The sequence below is a fragment of the uncultured Aquimarina sp. genome (assembly GCF_947496855.1).
GTDB lineage: Bacteria > Bacteroidota > Bacteroidia > Flavobacteriales > Flavobacteriaceae > Aquimarina.
The window spans coordinates 265834-287645 of record NZ_CANMED010000004.1; the positions used below are offsets into that span (position 1 = coordinate 265834).

Consider the following 21812-nt stretch of genomic DNA (forward strand, 5'->3'; position numbering starts at 1 on the left):
TTAATCATTTTTTAAATTGATCAGAAATCATTTTAACAAAGGCATTTAGAACTTGGTCAGCAGTATTAGGATCTGCAACATCAAGAAGACACACATTAACTAATTGTCGGTCTTTTTCTAAAGTTAAATCGTACGTAATAGATTCTAAAATATACGTAGTAGATATAGTCTTTGACTCCGGTGATGAATCAAAATCTAGCTTGTCTAGATCTGGCAAATCATTTAGATTATCAAAGGTTTCTACTGTAAAAGTGCTTTTTCTTTTATTTTCTATAAGAATTTTTCCTCTTTCCGGTTTCGAAGAATTGTTGGTTTCGATAGTTTTCTTTAATGATGTAATTAATAATGCTTCTATTTTTTTTTCTTCGAACATTCTTAGAATTTGCTCAACTTCTTCCGTAGTTCTTTGTTCTTTATCTCTGATATTAGGGAATACATTATGCATTTCAACAACATCAATATGTTGTTTCTTTAGTTTAGATGCAATTGCTTTTTCATAAGATTTTTGAATGGCAGGATTAGGGCTTTTTGCAACTACTAAAATTTTCTTACTTTTTACTGTTAGAAAATCTTCTGATTTCCAAGAATCAATTAACTTGATCGCAGAACAACTCCACAGAATTATGCTAATTAGCGTAACTCTTAGAAGATGTTTTATTTTTTTCATTACAAATAAATTTAGCTGATTAATTTTTTTAGTTTTTAAAATGAGTAGCCCAATTTTATTCCATATCGAAATGCAGGAAGTACAATAGTTGTATCTTGGTTTCCATTTATACGAAAATCAAGATTAAGTCCATCAAAAACAGCATATTCAGAAAGCGCATCAGATACATCATCATAGAATTCATCTGGTATGGGCTGTTTTTCAATAAGCTTAATCTTATTAGTACTTACGCCAGGCCCAGCAATCAAAAAATCGATAAAGAAACGTTCCATAATCATTAATTTATAGCCTATTTCTAATCCACCGGCAAATGTTATTATGTTGGCATCAATTTCAATAGTACTGTCCATTTGATTGCTATCTGTATAAACACCTAAGATTTCATCGGTGAAATTCTGATATTTAGCATAAACTCCAACATAAAACCCAGACAATCCATTACTAGATTTTTGTGTATACCATCTAAATTCGGGCAAGATTTTTATTCCCTTAAAACTAAACTCGTCGATAGAAATCTGATCTCTATTAATTCCTGGGATTTTAAATATTCCTGAACCTGTTTTTAACCCAACAGCAACTCCTACACTTATTTGATCATAAATGGCTCTTTCATATTGAAGCTGCACAGTACCAAAAATTGGTAAAAGAGGATCTATATTAATGTGATTTTTTTCTTGTGCCCTCACCATAATACCAATTATAAGAAAATAAATAACTATCAAAACTTTATTTTCCATGTTAATGCAATTTTTTAGTATAGTTCATTAGGCATATGTTAAACTTAGATATCAACCATTTAATAAATTCTGAAACATTTTTTACTCCAACAATGTATCATCAAACTTATATCCGTTGTAATCCACCTTATACAATACACTATAAAAAGCAGGAATAAATAGTAAAGTAATTACAGTGCCAAATAACAATCCAATCATAATTGTAACCGCCATAGGTTCCCACATTTCTCCTCCACCTAGATACAAGGGGATAAGACCTAAAACAGTAGTGAACGTTGCTAAAATTATAGGTCTAAAGCGTTGCAAACAAGCTGCTATAATAGCATCTTGTGGTTTTCGTTTGATTTCATTTTCCTCTATTTCAATCCGATCTACAAGTACAATGGCATTATTAATTACAATTCCTGCTAATGAAATCACACCTAAAAAGGCCATAAATCCGAAAGGAACATTAAAGATTAATAGACCCAATACCATACCAATAACTCCCAATGGTATAGTGCAAACAATCATGACCATTTTACGAAAGGAGTTGAATTGAATTATTAATAACATCACAATAATAAAGGCGGATAATGGTAAATAACTAGCAACTGCTCCCATATTTTCAGAAGTACTTTCTGCATCTCCTCCCAGATTATAAGTGTATTCATTACCCCATTGTTCTGCTTGTTCTTCTAACCAAGGTGTAATCTCTTCGATGATAGCTGAGGCATTCCCACCGGAAGCAAGTTCACTAGAAACATTAATTGTTCTTGTTATGTCATTGCGTTTAAACAAAGTGTATTGCCATTTTGGAGAAATTGAAGCTACTTGAAGTAACGGAACACTTTTGCCTGAATTTTGTGAATATACATTCAACGATTCCAAAGAAGTTAAAGATTGTTCTGTTTGTTGATCACTTACCATTACTATAGGTATTGACTTGTCATCCTCCCTATACTCGCCCGCACTAAAACCATCTAATACAGTTTGCAAAGAGGTCGCAATATCTTGGTTTGTAATTCCGGCTAATTGAGCTTTGTTTTGGTTTATATCAATAACAAATTTTTTACCCCTTGGTCCCCAGTCATCTTTAATGTTTTTCGTACCTTTTATAGAAGTAAGTTTAGCTTTTATAGTTTCAGATATTTCTGCTAATTTATCAGGGTTATCGCCAGATACTTTTATTTCTACAGGTGTTCCTGATCCACCAGACCCTAAAAGTCCTACTTTAATTTCTGCATTAGGAAAAGCATTGTAGCAATATGTATCTAATTTTTCAACTAAACTCGCATTTACTAAATAGCTTGTAGTATTAATTAGAATATGTGCATAGTTCGAGTTGGCCTCATCGGCGCTATATCCAATATCATATGCAGATGGTCCTTCACCAATATAAGCTGACCAATCCACAATGCCATCAACTCTTTCTTCGTTTACCTGCAATTCTTTTCGTATGTAAGACTCAATATCAAGAATAATTTCTTGTGTTTTACCAATTTTTGTCCCTTCTGGTAAATTTATATCAGCAGTAATCATATTACGGTCACTATCAGGAAAGAAAACAAATGCCAAGAGTCCGAAGCCTAGAATGGATGAAATAAACAAACAAGCAATACCAAATAATACACTTCGCTTCCAAGATAATGCGATTAGGATTAAATCCTTGTATTTTGTTTTTAAACCATTAATCAAACGGTCAAGAAAACTTACTTTCCCTTCTTCTTGTTTTTTCACCTTGAGGAAGAAAACACAGAACAGAGTAATAATACTTAAAGAGATAATCCAGGAAGATAAGAGAGCAATTGTAATCACTACAAAAATTGGCCCCATAATATCTCCCATTACAGACTCAGCCATATAAAAGGAAAGAAATGCCGCCGAAGTTGTCAAGGTGGAAATGAGAAGTGGCGTAAAAAGTTCTGAACAAGAATCTATGGCTGCTTTTTTTAGATCAAGACCTTTTTCTACTTTAACCATTATTGATTCTGCCACAACAATACCATTATCCACCATCATACCTAATGCCATTATTAATGCTGCCAGAGTTATCTGATTTAGTCCAACATCGATTAACCCCATTATAAAAAGTGTTGTTATAGTTACAATGGGAATAAGACTTGCAATGATCAAACCTGTTCTAAAACCTAAAAAGATCAGCATTACAGCTAGTACAATGCCTATAGATTGCAAAAGATTACCAACAAAATCACCTATTTTGTTATCAATATAAGTGTCAATTGAAGATATACGAGACAACTCCAAACCAATGGGAAGTTTGTTTTTCCATTTTTCAAGCAAAATATCTATTTCTTCACCAAGCTGGATAATATTTGCGCCGTCATTTAGTGAGATATGTAATGAAAGAGCGTCTTTTCCATTAATTCTAACTTTCTGAGTTGGTGGATTTACATAACCCTTTTCTATTAAAGTAATATCACCTAAGGCAACTACCTGTCCACTTTCTCCCACAGGAATTAACATGTTTTTTATGTCTTCTACACTATTGAAATTACCTGTTGGTTCTAGGGTAATTCTTTCATCTTCAACATTAATCTTTCCACCTGAACTTAAAATATTAGTGTTATTTATTGCATTTTGCAATATACTTGAAGTTAGTCCATATGTTTTTAACTTGGAATTATCAAACTTTACAAACACCTTTTCATCCTGATCACCATTAATTTCAACTTTGGCCGCATCAGACAATTTTACTAAATCATCCTTTAAATCATCAGCATACGTTTTCATTTCATCAAAAGAATATCCATCACTCGTCATCCCTATTGCAATACCAAAAACTTCGCCTATTCCATCATCTTTTAAATCTGGTTGGATATTAGATGGTAATCCTTGGATATTATTTAGTTTACGTCTCAATCGATCCCAAACAGCTTGAAGTTCTTCAGGTGTTACTTCCATTTTTAGTTCTACTTGTACCACTGATAAACCAGTTCTCGATGTACTAGTAACTTCTTTTAATTCAGGAAGTTCTTGAGTCACTTTTTCAATCTTATCTGTTACTAGTTCTTCTACTCTGCTAGGACTGGCTCCAGGAAATGAAGAGACTATGGAAGCTACACGAATTGTGTATGGAGGCATACTATCTCGTGATAGACTTTGATAACCGACAATTCCCATAAGTATAACCACCCCAAGAATACTTAATACAACACGATTATTATCTATAGAAAATTTAGTAAGATTCATATCTTTTTGTTTAAGGTTAACTTATTTTAATCTTACTTTTTGGCCATCTAATAATGTTTGTAAACCGGCAATGGCTATTTTTTCGCCACTATTTAATCCACTTTTTATTTTAAAACCATTACTAGTCATTTCACCTAATTCTATTTTCTGTTTTTTTACAGTTCCAGTTTTGTCATCATTTGTATGAATAACAAATACAAAATTTCCTCCATTGTCTTCACCAACAGCTTTAATAGGTATTATTAAAGTGTTTTCATATGTCCCATCTAGTTTTCCAAAATTGAAAGTAACATTTGCTGCCATACCAGGTTTTACTTGGGTATTTGCTGCTGTAATATCTATTTTAACTGGATACGTTGATGAATTTGAATCAACAACAGGCGATACCTCTATTACATTACCTTTAAACTTGCCGTCTAATGAAGAAAGAGAAACGGTTACTTCCATATTGGTTTCAATCTTATTGATAACATTTTCGGGCAGGCCAACGACAATGTTAATTTGCTCACCGGCATTTAAAACTGCAATTGTTTGACCTGCACTCACATTAGCATTTAAAGTACCAGGTTTATTGGCGATAGTCCCATCTTTGGGTGCGGTAATATATCCATAGCTAATCTGTGATTGTTGAATTCTTTTATTTCGTTTTGCAGATTCATATTGATCCAAAGCACTTTGATAATTATTTTTTGCAGATTCATATTCACTTAACGATTGGCTACCACTTTCATATAAAGATTTGGTTCTTTCCAAAGCGGATTTGGCTGTTTTCATAGCCGAGTTTGCACTATTTAATGCAGAAACTGATTGCTCATACGCAAGATTAGCTTGTACATTATCCAACTTTGCAATTAAATCGCCTTTTTTTACTTTTTGTCCTACAGCAACATTCAGTTCGGTTATAATTCCACCACTTCTAAAACTTAATTCAATCTCATCACCAGCTTTAGCCACACCACTAAATGAACGAATTTTCTGATCATTAGAAGTGCCTACTGTTTGGTAACTTACAGGACGTAGAACCTCCTCTTTTTTTTTCTCTTCCTCTTTACAAGAATTAATTACTAAAACTGCTAGTAGTATTAGCATTACTGGACGTAAATATTTCATGATCTAGTATATGTTTTTTTAGTTTTTACTTAAAATAAACGCTCGAGCTCTTTGGATAAAATCCTGGTTGCTTTCCTCAGAATTCATTAGGAAAAAATAACCAATTGAACGTTCTAATTGCATAGATGCTAACAAATAATTATAGTTGGCGTTAGCTCTTGCTATTTGTGATTGTAAATAGTTAGTTTGCGCATCGATTAATTGAATTAATGGGACAGCTCCTTCCCTATAAGAATTTTGAGTCAAAATAAGACTTTCCTTGGCTGCATCTTCTGCTACTTTTGAAATTTGGATGTTAGCAATTTCATTGGTCAAGTCTAGTATCAGCATATTGATATTATTCTCAATACTCAAATTAATGTTCGCTTTCTGTATATTGAGCTGATCCTCTTGGATTTTGGCTGTTTGTTTATTTATATTCCTGGTGTTTTGATTGAAAATTGGTAATGAAACTTTTAAAGCGGCAAAATAATATCCACTTGGAATATCAGGTGTGCCTTCTGGATAACTACTTCCTATACCTGATCGCGAAATTTCTAAGTCATATCCTCCAGCGAGGGCTACAATTGGAACAAATCTTCCAGCATTATTTAATTTATAATTGCGTCGAGTTGCTTCCAGATTATATCCAATATTTTTAAGTTCAGGTGCATTCTTTTTTGCTTCTTCTATTAAAAAATGGACTAAATGTGGTCTTAGTTTTGGGTTGTCTAAAATTTCTTTAAAATCATCATAACGATAATTTACGAATAACCCTTCAGAGATGTTAGCATCTTGGACATCTATTTCCATCGCAATGGGATTATTCATTAGTTGATTAATAGTATAGTATGATTGACTCAATTGATTACCGGCTTCAATCAAAGTTTGCATATTTTGCGCAAGTTCACTTCTGAATCTGAATATATCTGATTTTCCGGCAGCACCTGCCTGAAAATTTTGCTCAGAAATTTCGAGATTCTTTTTGGTAACTTCTAAGTTTCGCGCCTGAATTTGAGCGTTGGTTTTTAAAATCAAAGCATTAAAATAAGCTACAGAGCCGTTTAAAATAGCATCTAGTTCCAGTGCATTATAGGTCTCCTGTTGCGCTTTTTGAAGATTGTTTTGGACGGTGACTCCAGCAGCTGCGGCTTCAGAATAAACAAGTTGTTCTAATTCAACACTGCCTTCTGTAGTAAACTCTGGAGCTTCTCCAAAAGAAACTTCAGCTAATTTAGGGTCAATATAAGTTCCGGTAGTACTTGCCGATATGTTTGGAAGAAAGTTGCTTTTTGCCGTTTTTATATCTTGAGTGCTTAAATCAATATTCTTACGTTCTGCCTCAAGCTCTAAATTACGACCTATTAGTCCATTCATAATATCCAAAAGCGAGTAGGTGTTTTCAGAAATGAAATCGTTTTCTCCTCCCACAATATCCATGGTTCCCAACATACTATATCGTAATGGAAATTTTATTTCCTTAGCCGTATTAAAATTTAAGGAAAGTTTATTTTTATATTCCAAAAGTATAGGTAATTCTGAAGGATTACTACCTTCAACAATCGCTTCTACATTTAATGCAATACGCCTAAAAAATTGATCAATATTCGTTTCCGGTTGATTAGAAGCCAAAATTCCTTTTTTTACATCTTCTTTACTAAATGCTGAAAATGAAGGGAGCTTTTTAGAATTAATACTTTTAATCAACGTTTTGAATTCAATATCATTTAAATAAAAGCCTCCTGTCAGATATACTGCATCAAGGCCTTTTAAATCCGTAGATAGACTACCATCCTTGTTTAATAAAATCAGTTGATAAGAACTATCCTTCTTAGCGAAATAATCATCAAATAATTTTTTTACAGGTAATTGTTTAATCATAAAATCATCTATAATGATACCAATCCTTTTATAATCAAATAGTGATCTAAAAACATCTAAATCCTTCGTATAAGAAAAAGGAGCAATGAGGTAGGTGATATTATCTGTTTCAGAGGTTTTTTGACCTTCTGGAAAATCATAAAAATCACTATTAGCACTACCAAAAAGAATAATAGGTTTTGGGTACTGTTCTTCTTTATCAATTACTATAGTATTAATTAGCCCAAAAGCTAAAATGATATCAGCATCAGAATTGATCGATGTACTGTAATTTGATTTTGCTGTTTCGATATCAAATCTATTTTCAAGAACATCCTTAAAAATAACTGTTGCACTTGGTGAAACAACAGATCTTATTTCATTTTGAAGTTTTGTAAGTAACTGGGTTGTTTTTGCTGTTGATTTATCAGATAGAATACTTATAGTCACTGTTTTTGAGGATTGAGAATATCCTAACAACTGTGCAAAAATGAGTAAGAGTAGTAATGTTGTGTTTTTCATATTACTAAGATGATGCGTGTATACTATAAATTAAAATAATTGGTTATAACTGATTGAGCCGCTTATTCACTGACCAGGATAGTTTATCATAAAATTTAGAAAAACTCTCGAATTGTTTTACAGGTAATATTTGCTCAAGCTCTTTGTTTTGTTTTTTTATCAAATTATTAAAGCTGTCAATGATCTCAATCTTAGTTAGTTGAGGATCTTCACTGATTTGTTCCATTTTTAAACCATAATAGGATGTAATAACCATAAATCGAGCAGTTGCTTTTGGAGTCATCGCTTCATCCGTAATGAGATTCCTGATCCAATTTTCGATATACTTGGTTTCTTCCTTCTTAAATATTTCTAAAACAGGTTTTGTATCATCTTCAATAACTTCTGTTTGTCCAAAAGTGATTGTTGAAAAAAAAATAAACCATATACCAAAGAAAATATTTTTGATTCTCATTCTGTAACTAAGTTAGCATAATTCCTAATTGGTCCAACCATTACGATTATATACGCTAGTTATAATTTTACCAAAACTTTCCTTATGTATTGCAAACTGATCATTAGTGAGGATTTCTTTCATATCTTTATCTAACTCTTTTACCATAATCTTAAACTTGGATATTATTTCTTTTTCTGTAAACTGAGCATCTTTATCATCTAACCTGCCCATTTTGTTAGTGTGATATCCAAGAATCATGTAATAATCATCTTGCAAATCTTCAGAAAGTTTCATTTTATCCACTTCTCCGGCAACGAAAACTTGTAAATTGTCTTTTTCATCCGATGAGAATATCTCTACTTTGTTCTTTTGTCTTTCTTGTAGTTTTTCATCTTGTGTCTGGCTATATGTAGATAGAAAAGTTATTAATAATAGCCCCGTGATGATCGTTTTCATAATAATCAATTTTTTAAAGATGATCTTAAAAGATAATCTGTGTGTTATTAGTTTTTGCTAATTTCATTGTTTAGCAAAAATTACTACTATATTATGAAATCAGAAAGTACCTATCATTATCAATTTGGCGCAGTTGTTAAAATAACTTTAAGAGATGGAGAAGTATCGGAAGAAGAGAAAACCTTTTTAGATCACTTAGCGAAAGTTTTAGGAATTTCACAAGAAGAATATGATTACATCATGCAAAACTATCTCAACTATCCATTAGAACCCACTACCACCTATAATGAGCGGTTAGAAAGTATGTATACCTTGGCAAAGCTTATTTCCGAAGATGAAACCATTTCTGGAGAACAACAAACTCTTTGGTTAGAAAGAATGGCCAAAGCAATAGGGTTTACTCCAGGAAATGTTAAATACATCGTTGCAAAATCACTAGCAGTTATTGAGAAAGGAGTAGATCAGGAAATATATAAAGAGGAAATCAGGAATATTAATAAGTGATTTTAATTACTAGATCAAATTAAAATATCTATTGATCCTAAAGATTGTTAGCTCTTTTTTTCGTCAAAAAGATTATTTCTGGACACATTTAGATGATTTTAAAAGAAAACACAAAAATCGGGTAAACCAGCATAAACAATGGAGTAAGCAATGTTTTCCAAAATGTTTACCACTTGTTTTCCAAAATGTTTACCAAAATGGAAAACATGTTTTCCAGTATCGTATATCGTGGTAAACACCGCAACCTTTTTTATTAAAAACAAAACCCGAAAATACACAAAAGGTCAAAAAAGGGTTATGACCTTTTTGAACTTTTTAAACTTTTTGACCTAATCAGATCCTAAAAAGATTAATAAAGTCAAAAGGGTCAATAAGTTCACGTTCCCTTCTTGAACTTATTAGTAAATTGACCATGAGATTTTCTATGAATCCAGCCTTTTTTAATAAATTCATTAGTATATCGTTTCGAGGTAGATTGAGACAATCCATAACGGTTTCCGATATGTTGATATTCTTTGGTTGTAAATTCCCTGGGAAGTGCATCTAGAAACAACTCTTTGTCATTTTTACTTTTGGGTAGTGTTAATTTTTTCTTTGGTAAATACAAAAACACTTCTTCAGTATGTTCTAATAGCACTTTAATCATACTTAATGCAATTTCAAAATCCCGTTGCTCACATTCTATAATAGGTTCTAACATATCATTCTCTAAAGCTCTGATGATCGAAAAAATCATTGAAAGTCGAAAACATATAACTCCCAATCTTAATAAAGAAGCTTCCAGATCATCTTTTTTCAAGAAAACAAACTTATCATACTGGGTACTAAAGAAAGCGTGAAACTGTCTTCCTTGTTCTAGACTTAAACGAAACTGAATACCGTTATGATAGGTTACTAATTTTTGGTAGTAGTTGGTGAATATTGCTCCCAACTGATCATAATAAACATCTAACCCCATTTTATGTGTATTAGCGAAAACATCTCTCCATTTTTTCTGGCGTTCCATCTTATAAAACATAAAACGACTGAACAAACCATTTTGTGAATCTGGCATTAGCGATAGCACCTGATCTGGTGTTCCTGTGAGTACTGTAGAAATCTTGGGTTGAGGGATTTCTACGAGTTCACTATCAGTTCGCCGGTAGTAGCTAATCGCCTCGTGATGAAATGCATTCCTAAATCCATCACTATAATTACCATACTCAGTCTTAAAAGTTTGGGCTAATGTATCTCCTTCTGTTTCAAAGATCAATCCGGACCCATCATTTTGATCTAGCAGTTCAAAAGTTCCAGTCGCACTGCTGTTGGCTGGTATGAACAACATTTGTTCTCTTGGCTTTATAGGTTTAGTAAGGCTTTTATCTTTACTCTTTTTACTTAGGTAAGCTGCCAACTCTACTTCATATTGTATTTTACCATTACTGGTTTCTTCTCTCTTTTGTTTATGAATAGGGTATATAATGCGTTTACACAGGTTTACACGCCCTTTCCCCGATGATGGTGGGGCTGTAATGAATAAATACAAGTTAGGATAAAGGGTTAGATCATCATATAATCCGAAAACATTAGGTAAACATGCACTTAATACCGTTATGGTTCCTAACAACAAAATATCACGTTCCCTAGAATTATTAGCTCTTTCAGTCGATTCTTTAAAAAAACTTGGAAGTTCTTCAAAAATAGCATTGGAAAATTCAGGTAACTCCTTTTTAGGGATTTCAATTTTATTTGTTTCCAGCGCTTCATTAGAGACTTGAGTATTTTTTCGTTCTATAACATATCCTGCTTGTTTGGCATAATGAAAAAGGGTTGCAATCTTCACTCCGCTTCCTTTTGCATTGGCACAGTGCTGATACTGTTTTTCGCATTCCTGATGTGTATAGTTTGGATAAAATTTACTAATTCTATGAAAATAGGAAGCTCCGGATTCGCTAAATTCATTTGCCAATGCAAAACCAATTTTCAACCAATCATCATAACTGGATGTTAAATCTGTTCCGGTAGCTTCTACCCATTGCACCAACTGCTCTACTGCTTCATTAGTATTCGAAATTGGATATAATGATATTATTCCCTTCTCAATGGCTTCGGTTTTTTCTTCTTTATCCGAAATCCATTCTTTTACGTTAAATTCTTTCTTTTTCAATGTATACTATATTTCGGGTTTATATAAGCTTCAGGATCATAAGGCAATAAGCAAGCTCTGCTTACATCACTTCCACTAGCGTCCATCACAATGTTATACGTTTGTTTCAGGTATTTGGAAACTGCCTGAAAGTATTCGATATGTGTTGCTTTTTCTAAGGATATTTTAATAATCCATTTTAGTCCTTCTCCTCTGGGAGATGTAAACAATAGTTCCGTTGGGAAATAAGAATCTTCCAGTAATTTGCACCTTATTTCTTTCAGTCTGTTTATACTATTTATTCCATCTATATCGATGGTGAGTAATTCTGAATGTTTGATAAGTGAAGTATTATTTCGTTTTGTAAACATTCCTGAAAAGGTGACATAATCAAAATATTTTTTCTTGTATACTGCTTGCTCTTTTTTGCTCGTCAATTTCCTGAGACTATCTGTACGATATTTTCTAACGGTATCCGTGATCATTTTATACACTTCATATATACCAATGGCTTTAGTTGCATACAGGTTAAAAAGATTTCTTTTGAAGTAACTAAATTTTGGGTTCCATTCTTCGTCAGATATATCATCTAAAGCCTGATTAATTCTTTCTAATCTCGAATCATAATCTGATATCTTAGATTCTAGTTTTAAATGCAACACATCATTAATATGAAAAAGCAATTCATCTTCGGTAGCAGTTTTAAAATGTAATTGTGCAAAATCAAAAACATCTCCCTTAAAGCTATCGTCTGTTAGATCCTGGTAAACAGCTTTATCATTTACAACACTAATTTTCAAACTACCACGATATTGCGGTAAAAATGGATTGTTTACAGGTTTACACTCTCGGTTGCTAATAGATAACCCTATTGCTTCTTCAGAGGGATATTGTTTTAGGATATAGCTGTAAATATTTAATCCGTAGTGCGTTTTGGAAAGTATATGCTTCTTTGTAATCATATCTTTCTCTTTTTACCGGATAATGCTTCATCTACTTCTTTTTGTATTTCGAATATGGTTTTCTTTCTTCCTCCCCTGATCCAATTCATAAGCTCCTGTTTAGAAAAATACAATCGCTTATGTTTTTTCATCACAGGAATTTGTTTGTGTTGCACGTACCCATAGATAGTGGGTACGGATAATTCCAGAAATTCAGCCGCTTCCTTTACAGTAAAAAGTTTGTCTTTTTCAGGTTCTTCATCTTTGCTTTGTAATAAGATTCTTTTGATCTCACTTACTTCATTGCTAAGTTTTGCAACGGCTTTTGGTAGTTTGTCAAATGATAATTCTTCCATAACGGTATATTTTAATTATTATACCGCAATGTTAGGTGCTTGCTTTGTAGGTATACAATGGGGGAAATCCAAACCCCACTAAAACCCACCTGTTTTTAAGTGATTTTTAACTATTTATATTTGTAGAAAAATCGTTAGAGATATCCACAATTGGATTTTTACACTTTTGATGATCCGTAGAAATGATTTTATTGAGATATTTTGGGGTGAAACCTTTAACCTTTCCCCGTTCGGAATATTGAAAATTAATAGCAATCCATCTTTCCAATTGCATTTTATTGCAATTAAACACAAGCTTGTTCTCATATAATTGCCAGAATAGATCTGCCAGTTTATTTCCTTCAGAAAGAAAAAATAGTTTCCTCGGAACCTGAACTGCTGTTTCGAATAGGCTTTCCAAATAGTAAAAATCCTGTTCTGAAAAATAAGGCTTCAGGAGATTACATAATGAAAATATGGAAGAACTTTCAAAAATAGGTAGTCCCTGTTCCCTTGGTTTGGAAAACGATCCTAATCCATGATCTTCGTAAAGACTTACTAAATTTTCGTTAGGTTGAACAACTATTGGTTCTTCTTTTTCAAGTTGTTCTAACGCTATTATATCTAGAATATCTCCTGTAAATTGTTGTAGTTCTTTTTCTAAAAAATCTTTTAAAAAAATGTGTGTAGCATATACATAAACAACTTCTTGATCTACATCGATGGATTGTAAAACCTTAGATCGATAATAGTTTGCTTTGATCCGTAAATATTCGATTTCTCTTATATAGTTCGAATCTATCTGTTCAGCATAGATATCTATTACGCCTTCCTCCAATAATCGATTCGCTCTATCTTCTACATCAGTAATCTTTTTGATTTCCCCTTTTAGAATTTGATTCCGTAGCGGTGATTGTAACTTTTGCTCAATATTTTTTTCTTCTTTCAGGGTTTGTAAAACCGAAGAAGCTAGTTTTTCTAGAGTAGTAATAGTTTCTGACATAATCTTAAAAGTCCATTAGATTTTGAGCAAACTCTTTTTTAGTTTCATCTTCGAATCCTGCGAAATATCCTTTGGTTACATCTAAACCACTATGGTTTAAAGCTTCGCTAATAAACTCCATACTTGCGCCTTTTCTTATGGCATTAGTCGCAAAGCTATGACGAGCCCAATAAAAAGAAATATCTTCAGGCAGCTTATTTTTCTTAGCTATTTTCTTAATGTGTTGATTGATAAAGCGATTGAAGTTTTTTATGTGCTTTGTTACATCAACTGCGGACATACCTTCTTCTAGTATCGGGAATACATAACCTGACTTAGATTTATTCCCATATTTTTTAATAATACTCTTCGAAAAATCATTTAAATAAATATTGATTTTTGTCTTTCTTTTCGATTTTTGAAAAGTTTTGGCTCTGTAATAATGAAAGGAATTACCATCAAAGTCGGAATATTTTAATAATGCAATGTCCTTCATGTTCATTCCATTACATGCAAAGCTAAAAAACCAGAAATCTTTTGCCTTTTTCTGTTCTGGAGTTTTAGGTTTAGCCTTAAAAAAAGTTGATAACTGTTGTTGATTCAGCGCTTTTTTCACTTTTCCACTTTCAGAAATCTGAAACTTCTTTTGTCCGAATGGATATATATCCCGATTAATATCACCGTCATCAATAGCGTGATTAAAAACTACTCTCAAATTCCGCAAATATATCGCTATCGTAGTTACGCTTTTGCCTTTATCTAACATATATTCTTCATAATCTTCTAACCAACGAGGAGTTATCATCGAAAAAGGAAACCTATCCCCTACTGAACCATCTGTAATCAGAAGAAAATCTTTTAACGACTTTAAGGTATACTTATAGCCATCTGCTGTATTTACTTTCTTCCTTCTAATATTACGTTTTATTTCTTTATCAAAATGATAGAAAACATTATTTCCATCAGTTGATTTTCTGAACATCTTTCTTTCAAAATCTTCAAAATTGAAAAAACTAATTTTTCTGGATTCATCATTCGCTCTATTTTCAATAGCCCGAAGTTCTATTCGTGTATCTTCATTCTTGCCTCTAACCTTTGTATTACTTTCCCATATTTTTTTAAAATCTTTATCCGAAAGATCAATATTTAATGGATATAATTTTACTTTTTTTAAGTTCGTAGCATATACTCGAAGTTTGACTGGGCATAATCCGTTCTTTTTAGGTCTTCTAGTGTCATGAAAAATTGAAATACTATAACTCATAGTGATTTACCTTTGTGCAAACATAATTAATTTGCACAAAATTTGCACACAAAACCACTAATTAAAGACATAAGACCTATAAACAAACAGTAATCAAAATATCTTAAAATACTGATTGTCAAATATTTTACAAATAAACACATAACAACTCACACTATGAACTTATGATTACGGCTCAAGAGGTTGCAAGTTTGAATCTTGCCGAGGTCACTTTAAAGCTAAAGAGTTACAGTTATTTATTTCTGTAACTCTTTTTTATTTATACAAAATTATAGTTTTGTATAAAATGTAAAAATCACTAAATTAACTGAGTGATTCTAATCTTCTATACATAGCCTCAATAACTAAGACCTCTTTCTTAATTATCCATTATAAATAAGGATAACGTTTGAGGCAAAATATGTATGAAATGAGTCAATAGACTCTACAGCTTTTCTTTACCTTTAATATAACCCAAAGTTTATCAATATTATTTATTAAAAAGATTCTTAAACTCTATCGAATCAAGAAAATACAAATTTTAGAAAAGAAAACTATGAAAAATAAAAACTCAATACAAAGACCAGGATTACTCCGAAAAAAATTTGGTAGTAAAGCATTTCTTAGAGAAATACGAAAACGTATTAAAAATAATAATACTAAACCTAAGAAATAGGCCATAATTTAATATTGAGCAAATACACAAGACCTTATCTATGATAATAAAACTTATTTCTGATTTGAGCTAATCAAACTTTCATTATGGCACCTTTTACTGAGATAGCTGATGTACCTTTATTTTTAGAAAAGAGATTAAGAAACAAAAGAGATACAAAGGTTAAGTAGTTTTATTTTACTGTATATTTTAAAATAATTTCGTTTATAAGTTATCCACACATGTACACCCAATCACATAATTTTATAGAATATTGGATATATCCCAATGAAGAAAGTTATGATTGATTAAACATTCAAAATAAAGAACTTAGTCGGTTTAAAATATTTTCACCTCTTTCATTTTAATTCAAAATGAAGCTAAGAACAATCATCTAGCTGATCTAAGACAAAAAACAATATGAAACAAGAAAATCAAGAATTGGTAGTGGAAGAAGAGCAAAGAGACGAAGTGTTGGAAAATTCACCAATGTCACATTCTGAAATCTTGAGAGAACAAGTATCAGAGGCCTTGGTTATATATGACAAAACAAATTCTAGTATTCTGTTGAGTTCGTTCTCCGCAGGCTTAGAAATTGGATTTAGTTTTTTGCTAATCTGTGTAATGACTGCTTTTTTTATTGATGAAACAAATAGTGCTGTAGTGTGGAAAATAAATGCACTAGTTTATCCTGTTGGATTTATTCTTGTTGTTTTAGGTAAATCTATGTTATTTACAGAACAAACATCACTACTTACACTACCCGTACTAAACAAAAAATCAAAAGTAATAGATCTTTTTAGGTTGTGGGGTTTAGTACTTACTGGTAATATTTTTGGAGGGATGTTAATAAGCCTAGTCGCCATATGGATTGGTCCTAAATTAGGGATTTTTGATATAAAAATTGTTGAAAAAGTTGCAGAACACGTACTTCATAATGACCTATCTGTCATATTCGTAAGCGCGATATTAGCAGGCTGGTTAATGGGGTTATTATCATGGTTACTTACATCTTCGGACAGTACGATTAGTAGAATTTTGGTTATTTATATCATTACTGCAGTAATTGGCGCTATGGGCTTGCATCATAGTATTGTAGGGAATATTGAGGTTTTCTCAGGATTAATCGTATCAAACAGAATCACAATAATAGACTATCTTTCCTTTCAGGGAATCGCGATTGTCGGAAATGCTATAGGTGGAGTTGTATTTGTAGCTTTATTAAAATACAAAGCTTTTGCTTATAACGGTAATAATTAATAAATACAAAAATTAAAAATAAATGAAAACAGTTTTTGAATACACTAATGTAAGTGCGAGTGATAGATTAGAATCATTTGTAGAAGAAAAATTAGGTAATTTATCAAAAAAATATCCTTTTGTAATTCGTGGAGACATATTCTTTAAAAAAGAGAGTAGAGACGACAATACTGGACATATCTGTGGTATTCGCTTAAGTGCTCCTGGTCCAAGATTATATGCTTCATCTGATAAATTAAGTTTTGAGGAAGCAATTACCGAAACTATTCGAGATCTCAGCGATCAACTAGAAAAAAGAAAAGGTAAAATGAAAACTTATTAAATTAAAAACAACAAAGATGAAATTTTTATTCGTATTAACATCACACGACAAACTGGGAGATACAGGAGAAAAAACAGGATTTTGGATTGAAGAATTTGCTGCCCCTTATTATTATCTTGCAGACAAAGGTGCAGAAATCATATTAGCATCTCCAAAAGGTGGCCAACCTCCTATTGACCCTAGTAGTGACAAACCAGAAAATCAAACGGAGGCTACTAAACGCTTCCATGATGATAAAAAACTGCAAGAAAAGTTGAGTAAGACACTACAACTCTCTAAAATAAATGAAGAAGACTATGATGCTATTTTTTACCCAGGCGGTCATGGTCCTTTATGGGATCTGGCTAATGACAAAGATTCTATCAAATTATTGCAATCATTCTACGAAAGTAATAAACCTACAGGCTTAGTATGTCACGCACCTGCAGCCCTAAAAAACGTAAAAACTAGTAACGGCGAATTTCTTGTAAAAGGAAAAAGTGTAACCGGATTTACTAATAGCGAGGAAGCTGCGGTACAATTAACTGATGTTGTTCCGTTTTTAGTAGAGGATATGTTAAAGGATAATGGAGGGAAATATAGTAAAGCCGATGATTGGCAATCCTATTCTGTACAAGATGGAAATTTAATTACTGGACAAAACCCAGCATCTTCTGAAGAAGTAGCTGAAAAATTATTTAATATGTTGAAGAATTAATTCTTTGACAACAAAGTATATCTTACAAAAAAATGCAGGAGTTTTAAATCCTGCATTTTTTATGAGATTTTAATTAAGTATAATAGATCATTCAATATCTTAGTACACTATGAAGTTACTAACCATCATAACATTTTTTTCAGCTCTATCTTTTCTTTTATATGGATTTAGTTGTCTGTTTTCTAATCATATGAAAAATGAGTTTATTCGGTTTGGTCTTGAAAAGAGAAGGAATTTAACCGGTGTATTACAAATACTTGGAGGCTTAGGGTTGATTGTTGGTTATTTTTGTTTTCCAATTCTCATCTCAGTGTCTTCCGGTTCTCTCGCCTTACTAATGATACTTGGTTTTGGAGTACGAATAAAAATTAAAGATCCTTTACTAGTGTCTATGCCATCTCTATTATATGCAATCCTCAATTTTTATATATTTTTTCAAAACACTTTCATCTCGGAACTCTCTTAAAAATAAAGTTTTATATGACTACTGGCAGCAATAAGAGTACACATAACAAAAAAAAGAAAAGCTGGAAAAGATTTATATAATGGATCTTTAATTTTGAAATGCATCGCTATTGATCCTAATAAAAGCGTTGCCAGACCAAGTGCTGCAGTTTCTTTTAGCATAGGATACCAAATCGACATTATTAATAAAACTGCCAAAATAACCTTTAGTGTTCCTATAAAATAACAAAACCAAGTTGGAAGCCCGTAAACCTGAAACTCTTCGATAATATTGCTCGCATTACCTCCTCTCCATTTTGTAGCTCTTTTATTCTGAATGAGCCATACATTTAATATACTTAGTCCTACTACAGCTTGCATAACAATGATTACATAATTCATAATGATTAGTTTTAATTATTTCTTAGTGATTTTATAAGTTTTTCTTTACTCATTTCTGACTAACCTTAGAGGCTAAATTTTTTAGTCTGATCATATAGTTCTTACTTAGTTTTAACTTCATAATTGAAGCTTTACTACATTTTTTTAGCGCTATTTGAAGTATTTGCTATTCGAGCAGCTTTTTTTACTAGGCCTGCATCTCATAACACTTCGAATTGGTCTTCATTGCTTATAGGTAACCTATTCCCATTTTAATTTATGAACCATTTTTTTCTGCACTTTGTAATGCTTTATTATCTGAGATCACACGAACTTCTCTTTGCGGGAATGGTATGGATATGCCTTTATCCTCAAGACGTTTTTTAGCTTCCTCAATGGTGTAGAAATGAATTTCCCAGAAATCTTCATTTAATGCCCAATAACGTAAAGATATTGTTACTGCATTCTCCCCCAAATCAGAAACGTAAATTTCTGGTACTGGATCTTTCAAAACTTTCTCTTGGCTATTAATTAAATCAAGTAATGTATCTTTTGCTTCTTTGATATTACTCGTATACGCTATTCCAATCTCGATTTTATCACGCCTTTTATATTCTGATGAGTAGTTTATAATATTACCATTAGATACTTTCCCGTTAGGAATTACCGCCAATTGATTTCCAAAAGTATTCAGTTTGGTGGTGAATATCGAAATTTCTTTTACTGTACCAGAAACTCCTTGGGTTTCTATAAAATCTCCTATTTTGAAAGGTTTAAAAAATAGAATCAACACACCTCCTGCAAAATTAGCTAGAGAACCTTGCAATGCTAAACCTATCGCTAAACCAGCCGCTCCTAATATAGCAACAAGCGAAGAAGTCTGAACTCCTAATTGAGTTACTACTAAAATTATTAGTAAAATCTTAAGCCCTATATTAATAAGATCATATAGAAATTTCTCTAAAGTTTCATCATAATCTTTTTTCTGAAAAAATTTACGAAGTCCTCGACTAATAAGGTTAATAACCCATATACCGACAAAGAAAATTACAATTGCAGAGATAAGTCCTGGTACAAAATCCCAAACCCATGTTACAAATTGTTCCCAATTTTCTCCGGTAAGCCCTAATTTTTCCATTTTATTTTATCTGATCTATTTATTAATATTAATTTGTTATTCTGATACGCTTTTCTTTTCTGCCAATTATAATGTGGTCTAATCAAAATAAGCTTCTATTTCCTGTTTAATATTTTCCCATTGTTCTTTTTCTCCATTAAACGCTCTAAATACTTCTTTAATTTTTGACAGTCCAAAACCTTTAGCTTCTTCGAAACCTATTTTAGGAGGCAGAGAAAGTTCTGCATTTGTAACTACAGCATCAATAATAAAAGGCTGCTTAGAATTTTTTGCCATTTGTATAGCTGCCAGAATGTCTTTTGCATGAGTAACTTTTACCCCATTCCCTCCACAAAGCTTAGCATACTCTGCAAAATCAAAATTATCAACCTTGAGAGCTTCAAAATTAGGAGCTAATCCCGCTTCTTCCATTTCTATTTTAACAAAACCTAATTGGGAATTATTAAACACAATAATCTTAATTGGCAATTTATACTTCACAGCTGTAGAAAAATCTTGTAGCGACATATTAAAAGCACCATCACCAATCAACCCCCAAACTTCTCTATCCGGAAACTGTAATTGCGCGCCTATTGCGGCAGGTAAACCTACTGCCATTGATCCATGATTAAAAGATCCTATGATTCTCCGATCAGAATGAAAATTCATGAAATTAGACGCCCATATCGCAGCGGTTCCCGTATCGATGGCAAAAATGGCATCACTCGAAGCCAGATCGCTAGCAGCTTTTGCAAAAATGTGAGGATGCAAGGGTTCCATATCTCTAGATGGATTTGCTTTTTTATCGTTAGATTTTTTCCAATCACTAAATTTTTCATTTAAAGTTTTTAAGAAGGAATCATCTTTTTTCTCTAAGCATAAATTAAGAAGCGAAGTAATCGTTGTTTTGACACCCCCATGAAGACCTAAGGTTACGGGTGACCGATTTCCTATATTCTCCGGTCTAATATCAATCTGAATAGTTTTAGTATTTTCAGGAAGAAAATTTGTGTACGGAAAGTCTGTTCCTAACATCAATAATAAATCACAATCCATCACAGCTTTATAACCGGATGGGTTACCAATAAGCCCTGTTAGTCCCACTACATTATCAGTTGAGTGATCAAATACATCTGCAGCTCTTAACGTATGAGTTATTGGAGCTTTTAATAATTGCGAAAAACGAATCACCTCCTCTCTTGCCTCTCTACATCCTGCTCCTGCTAAAATTCCTACTTTTTTAGACTCGTTGATAAATTTTGCAGCGAGATTTAGCTCTTCTTGACTGGGAACAATGTTACTTTTTGATCTAAATATGGTATGAACAAAATTTTCATTTTCGGCTTTCATTTGTGCAATATCCGCCGGCAATTCTATTCTACAAACGCACTTATTGTTTACTGCAATTCTTATAGCTCGCAGAATGACCCTTGGTGCTTCTTCAGGAGACCTAATGATTGCTTGATAATCACATATGTCATCATATATTTTTTTAAGATCAGCTTCTTGATGATAATTTGTCCCTAAATGCTCGATTGGTATTTGGCCTGTTATCGCAATTACTGGAGATCGTTCTTTTTTTGCATTGTATAAACCATTAATTAAGTGTAATGCGCCGGGACCTACGGTGCTAGCACAAACACCAAAATTATGATTAAGTTCTCCTTGAGCAAACGCTGCATAAGATGCATTTCCTTCGTGATGTACTCCAATCCATTTTACAATATCTTGTTTACCAATAGCATCTATAAGAGGATTTAGAGCATCTCCTGCAACTCCAAAAATGTGTTTCACTCCTTCGTTTTGCAATATTTCCAATAACTGTTCAGATACATTCATCATTTCAT

At 32.4% G+C, this 21812-nt stretch carries 20 protein-coding genes; 5 read left to right on the plus strand and 15 right to left on the minus strand.

Annotated elements, in window-relative coordinates; all coding sequences use genetic code 11:
* Window positions 1–4: 4 nt before the first annotated feature.
* The 7 genes from Q0921_RS13505 to Q0921_RS13535 all read right to left on the minus strand — a co-directional run bounded on the left by Q0921_RS13505 (window position 5) and on the right by Q0921_RS13535 (window position 8959).
* Complete coding sequence (locus tag Q0921_RS13505) at window positions 5–667, minus strand: hypothetical protein (RefSeq protein ID WP_299187896.1); 663 nt, start codon at window positions 665–667, stop codon at window positions 5–7.
* Window positions 668–702: 35 nt separating this feature from the next.
* Window positions 703–1404, minus strand: a complete 702-nt coding sequence (locus Q0921_RS13510; RefSeq protein WP_299187898.1) for a DUF3575 domain-containing protein — start codon at window positions 1402–1404, stop codon at window positions 703–705.
* An 81-nt stretch (window positions 1405–1485) separates the two neighbouring features.
* Window positions 1486–4596 carry an efflux RND transporter permease subunit gene (locus tag Q0921_RS13515; protein WP_299187900.1) on the minus strand — a complete coding sequence of 1037 codons (3111 nt, stop codon included), beginning with the start codon at window positions 4594–4596 and terminating at the stop codon, window positions 1486–1488.
* Window positions 4597–4617: 21 nt separating this feature from the next.
* On the minus strand, window positions 4618–5706 hold the full coding sequence (locus Q0921_RS13520; RefSeq protein WP_299187902.1) for an efflux RND transporter periplasmic adaptor subunit: 1089 nt from the start codon (window positions 5704–5706) through the stop codon (window positions 4618–4620).
* Window positions 5707–5724: 18 nt separating this feature from the next.
* Window positions 5725–8067, minus strand: a complete 2343-nt coding sequence (locus tag Q0921_RS13525) for a TolC family protein (RefSeq protein ID WP_299257676.1) — start codon at window positions 8065–8067, stop codon at window positions 5725–5727.
* Between the two features lie 43 nt (window positions 8068–8110).
* The gene (locus Q0921_RS13530; RefSeq protein ID WP_299187908.1) at window positions 8111–8521 is read right to left on the minus strand and encodes a hypothetical protein; all 411 of its coding nucleotides are present in this window, start codon (window positions 8519–8521) and stop codon (window positions 8111–8113) included.
* A 24-nt stretch (window positions 8522–8545) separates the two neighbouring features.
* Window positions 8546–8959, minus strand: coding sequence for a hypothetical protein (locus Q0921_RS13535; RefSeq protein WP_299187911.1), 414 nt, complete (start codon window positions 8957–8959; stop codon window positions 8546–8548).
* A gap of 93 nt (window positions 8960–9052) precedes the next feature.
* Between Q0921_RS13535 and Q0921_RS13540 the strand changes: the two genes are divergently transcribed.
* Window positions 9053–9463, plus strand: a complete 411-nt coding sequence (locus tag Q0921_RS13540; RefSeq protein ID WP_299257680.1) for a TerB family tellurite resistance protein — start codon at window positions 9053–9055, stop codon at window positions 9461–9463.
* Window positions 9464–9839: 376 nt separating this feature from the next.
* Here Q0921_RS13540 and Q0921_RS13545 read toward each other — a convergent pair whose 3' ends face one another.
* From Q0921_RS13545 to Q0921_RS13565, 5 genes are all read right to left on the minus strand, one after another.
* Entirely contained in the window at window positions 9840–11609 is a 1770-nt protein-coding gene (locus Q0921_RS13545; protein ID WP_299187917.1) for a DUF3987 domain-containing protein, read from the minus strand.
* Window positions 11606–12550 carry a BT4734/BF3469 family protein gene (locus Q0921_RS13550; RefSeq protein WP_299187920.1) on the minus strand — a complete coding sequence of 315 codons (945 nt, stop codon included), beginning with the start codon at window positions 12548–12550 and terminating at the stop codon, window positions 11606–11608. The genes Q0921_RS13545 and Q0921_RS13550 overlap by 4 nt, the downstream gene beginning before the upstream one ends.
* Window positions 12547–12885 carry a helix-turn-helix domain-containing protein gene (locus Q0921_RS13555; protein WP_299187923.1) on the minus strand — a complete coding sequence of 113 codons (339 nt, stop codon included), beginning with the start codon at window positions 12883–12885 and terminating at the stop codon, window positions 12547–12549. The genes Q0921_RS13550 and Q0921_RS13555 overlap by 4 nt, the downstream gene beginning before the upstream one ends.
* Window positions 12886–12991: 106 nt before the next feature.
* Window positions 12992–13867 carry a hypothetical protein gene (locus Q0921_RS13560; RefSeq protein ID WP_299257682.1) on the minus strand — a complete coding sequence of 292 codons (876 nt, stop codon included), beginning with the start codon at window positions 13865–13867 and terminating at the stop codon, window positions 12992–12994.
* Between the two features lie 4 nt (window positions 13868–13871).
* A complete protein-coding gene (locus tag Q0921_RS13565) occupies window positions 13872–15110 on the minus strand; it encodes a site-specific integrase (RefSeq protein WP_299187927.1) in 1239 nt (412 codons plus the stop codon).
* Between the two features lie 1054 nt (window positions 15111–16164).
* Here Q0921_RS13565 and Q0921_RS13570 point away from each other — a divergent pair.
* The 4 genes from Q0921_RS13570 to Q0921_RS13585 all read left to right on the plus strand — a co-directional run bounded on the left by Q0921_RS13570 (window position 16165) and on the right by Q0921_RS13585 (window position 18489).
* Complete coding sequence (locus tag Q0921_RS13570) at window positions 16165–17004, plus strand: formate/nitrite transporter family protein (protein ID WP_299257684.1); 840 nt, start codon at window positions 16165–16167, stop codon at window positions 17002–17004.
* A 22-nt stretch (window positions 17005–17026) separates the two neighbouring features.
* Complete coding sequence (locus Q0921_RS13575) at window positions 17027–17326, plus strand: HPF/RaiA family ribosome-associated protein (protein ID WP_299257686.1); 300 nt, start codon at window positions 17027–17029, stop codon at window positions 17324–17326.
* Window positions 17327–17342: 16 nt separating this feature from the next.
* Window positions 17343–18023 (plus strand): type 1 glutamine amidotransferase domain-containing protein, encoded by a 681-nt coding sequence (locus Q0921_RS13580; protein WP_299257688.1) that lies wholly within the window; start codon window positions 17343–17345, stop codon window positions 18021–18023.
* 190 nt (window positions 18024–18213) lie between these two features.
* Window positions 18214–18489, plus strand: a complete 276-nt coding sequence (locus Q0921_RS13585; RefSeq protein WP_366520022.1) for a DoxX family protein — start codon at window positions 18214–18216, stop codon at window positions 18487–18489.
* On the opposite strand, the gene Q0921_RS13590 is transcribed toward Q0921_RS13585, so the two are convergent.
* The 3 genes from Q0921_RS13590 to Q0921_RS13600 form a co-directional block, all read right to left on the minus strand.
* Window positions 18486–18869 (minus strand): DoxX family protein, encoded by a 384-nt coding sequence (locus Q0921_RS13590; protein ID WP_299257692.1) that lies wholly within the window; start codon window positions 18867–18869, stop codon window positions 18486–18488. The two genes, Q0921_RS13585 and Q0921_RS13590, sit on opposite strands and share 4 nt — an antisense overlap.
* A gap of 256 nt (window positions 18870–19125) precedes the next feature.
* A complete protein-coding gene (locus Q0921_RS13595) occupies window positions 19126–19986 on the minus strand; it encodes a mechanosensitive ion channel domain-containing protein (protein WP_299257694.1) in 861 nt (286 codons plus the stop codon).
* 78 nt (window positions 19987–20064) lie between these two features.
* Complete coding sequence (locus Q0921_RS13600; protein WP_299257696.1) at window positions 20065–21804, minus strand: thiamine pyrophosphate-dependent enzyme; 1740 nt, start codon at window positions 21802–21804, stop codon at window positions 20065–20067.
* Window positions 21805–21812 lie beyond the last annotated feature (8 nt).

Bases quoted from the DNA above. Each gene is read 5' to 3' on its own strand.
- Q0921_RS13505 (WP_299187896.1), bottom strand. From the start codon at position 667: ATGAAAAAAATAAAACATCTTCTAAGAGTTACGCTAATTAGCATAATT.
- Q0921_RS13510 (WP_299187898.1), bottom strand. From the start codon at position 1,404: ATGGAAAATAAAGTTTTGATAGTTATTTATTTTCTTATAATTGGTATT.
- Q0921_RS13515 (WP_299187900.1), bottom strand. From the start codon at position 4,596: ATGAATCTTACTAAATTTTCTATAGATAATAATCGTGTTGTATTAAGT.
- Q0921_RS13520 (WP_299187902.1), bottom strand. From the start codon at position 5,706: ATGAAATATTTACGTCCAGTAATGCTAATACTACTAGCAGTTTTAGTA.
- Q0921_RS13525 (WP_299257676.1), bottom strand. From the start codon at position 8,067: ATGAAAAACACAACATTACTACTCTTACTCATTTTTGCACAGTTGTTA.
- Q0921_RS13530 (WP_299187908.1), bottom strand. From the start codon at position 8,521: ATGAGAATCAAAAATATTTTCTTTGGTATATGGTTTATTTTTTTTTCA.
- Q0921_RS13535 (WP_299187911.1), bottom strand. From the start codon at position 8,959: ATGAAAACGATCATCACGGGGCTATTATTAATAACTTTTCTATCTACA.
- Q0921_RS13540 (WP_299257680.1), top strand. From the start codon at position 9,053: ATGAAATCAGAAAGTACCTATCATTATCAATTTGGCGCAGTTGTTAAA.
- Q0921_RS13550 (WP_299187920.1), bottom strand. From the start codon at position 12,550: ATGATTACAAAGAAGCATATACTTTCCAAAACGCACTACGGATTAAAT.
- Q0921_RS13555 (WP_299187923.1), bottom strand. From the start codon at position 12,885: ATGGAAGAATTATCATTTGACAAACTACCAAAAGCCGTTGCAAAACTT.
- Q0921_RS13560 (WP_299257682.1), bottom strand. From the start codon at position 13,867: ATGTCAGAAACTATTACTACTCTAGAAAAACTAGCTTCTTCGGTTTTA.
- Q0921_RS13565 (WP_299187927.1), bottom strand. From the start codon at position 15,110: ATGAGTTATAGTATTTCAATTTTTCATGACACTAGAAGACCTAAAAAG.
- Q0921_RS13570 (WP_299257684.1), top strand. From the start codon at position 16,165: ATGAAACAAGAAAATCAAGAATTGGTAGTGGAAGAAGAGCAAAGAGAC.
- Q0921_RS13575 (WP_299257686.1), top strand. From the start codon at position 17,027: ATGAAAACAGTTTTTGAATACACTAATGTAAGTGCGAGTGATAGATTA.
- Q0921_RS13580 (WP_299257688.1), top strand. From the start codon at position 17,343: ATGAAATTTTTATTCGTATTAACATCACACGACAAACTGGGAGATACA.
- Q0921_RS13585 (WP_366520022.1), top strand. From the start codon at position 18,214: ATGAAAAATGAGTTTATTCGGTTTGGTCTTGAAAAGAGAAGGAATTTA.
- Q0921_RS13590 (WP_299257692.1), bottom strand. From the start codon at position 18,869: ATGAATTATGTAATCATTGTTATGCAAGCTGTAGTAGGACTAAGTATA.
- Q0921_RS13595 (WP_299257694.1), bottom strand. From the start codon at position 19,986: ATGGAAAAATTAGGGCTTACCGGAGAAAATTGGGAACAATTTGTAACA.
- Q0921_RS13600 (WP_299257696.1), bottom strand. From the start codon at position 21,804: ATGAATGTATCTGAACAGTTATTGGAAATATTGCAAAACGAAGGAGTG.